Source organism: Streptomyces hainanensis, from assembly GCF_004348415.1.
Lineage (GTDB): Bacteria > Actinomycetota > Actinomycetes > Streptomycetales > Streptomycetaceae > Streptomyces > Streptomyces hainanensis.
In genome coordinates this window covers 1-1,201 of record NZ_SMKI01000841.1, presented here as the reverse complement: position 1 = coordinate 1,201, position 1,201 = coordinate 1, and the positions used below count along the sequence as shown (strand labels likewise).

Here is a 1,201-nt window from a genome sequence, read left to right as displayed (position 1 = left end):
GCGGGCGTGGGCCCTGGGGAGGTGGTCGACGATGGCGGCGGCGTCCGGGCCGAGCGCGTCGAGCAGCGCGGTGAGCAGGGCGCCGGCCGGGCCGGAGATCGGGCCGCCGCCGACGGTGACCTCGGCCAGGATCATCGCCGAGACCGCCAGGTCGTAGCCGGGCGGGCCCTCGACGGAGTCGTTCCAGTCGATCACCACCGGCCCCTCCGGGGTGAGCAGCACGTTCTCCGGGTGCAGGTCGAGGTGGAGGATCCGGTCGTCGGGGTGGGCGGCCAGCCGGGGCGGCAGGGCGTGCAGCCGGCGCAGCAGGTCGGTGAGGACGCGCCCGCCGGCGGCCACCGAGGTGTCGCCGGCGAGCAGCGAGTCGAAGAGGGTCGGTCCGGCGAGTCGGTCCAGGATCAGGTCGGCGGGGGTCGGCGCGCCGGCGTGCAGGGCCGGGACCGGGTAGCCGAGCGCGGCGAGGTGCGTCATGACGGCCGCCTCGCCGCTCGCGTCCCGTCCGTCGCGGTAACGCCGCAGCACGCGGCGCTCGTCGAGTATGAACACGTCGGCCGTGCGCCCGGAACCGAGCAGCTCCCCCCGCCTCATGGCGCCGAAGCCTACGCCCCTCCCTTCGCGGAGCTCCTGGCCGCCTGTTCGGTCGCCTGTTTGGTGGCCTGTTTGGTGGCCTGCTTGGCCGCCTGCTTGGTCTCGCGGACCCTGGTCAGCGAGTCGGGCCCGGTGATGTCGGCCACCGACCGGTACGCGCCCTCCTCGCCGTAGGCGCCCGCCGCCTCGCGCCAGCCGGTCGGCGTCACCCCGAGCTGCTTGCCGAGCAGGGCCAGGAAGATCTGCGCCTTCTGCTTCCCGAAGCCGGGCAGGGCGTTGAGCCGGCGGAGCAGCTCCCGGCCGTCGTCGACGTCCCGCCACAGCGCGCCGGCGTCGCCGTCGTAGTGCTCGACGAGGTACTGGCACAGCTGCTGCACCCGCCGGGCCATCGAACCCGGGTAGCGGTGCACGGCGGGCTTCCTGGCCAGCAGCTCGGCGAACTCCTCCGGGTCGCGGGCGGCGATCTCCCGGGCGTCCAGGTCGTCGCCGCCCAGCCGTTGGGCGATGGTGTGGGGGCCGGTGAAGGCCCACTCCATGGGGACCTGCTGGTCGAGCAGCATGCCGACGAGCCGGGCCAGCGGGCTGCGGGTGAGGAGCTCGTCGGCCTCGGGGC

The 1,201-nt window shown here is 75.1% G+C and carries 2 protein-coding genes; both read right to left on the bottom strand.

Going from position 1 to position 1,201, the window contains the following annotated elements; genetic code table 11:
- A partial coding sequence (locus tag E1283_RS36350) for a phosphotransferase (RefSeq protein WP_132822414.1) occupies nt 1-588 on the bottom strand: 588 nt, incomplete at its 3' end.
- 11 nt (nt 589-599) lie between these two features.
- Nucleotides 600-1,201: HhH-GPD-type base excision DNA repair protein (locus tag E1283_RS36345; RefSeq protein WP_132822413.1), on the bottom strand; the 602-nt coding region annotated here is incomplete at its 5' end.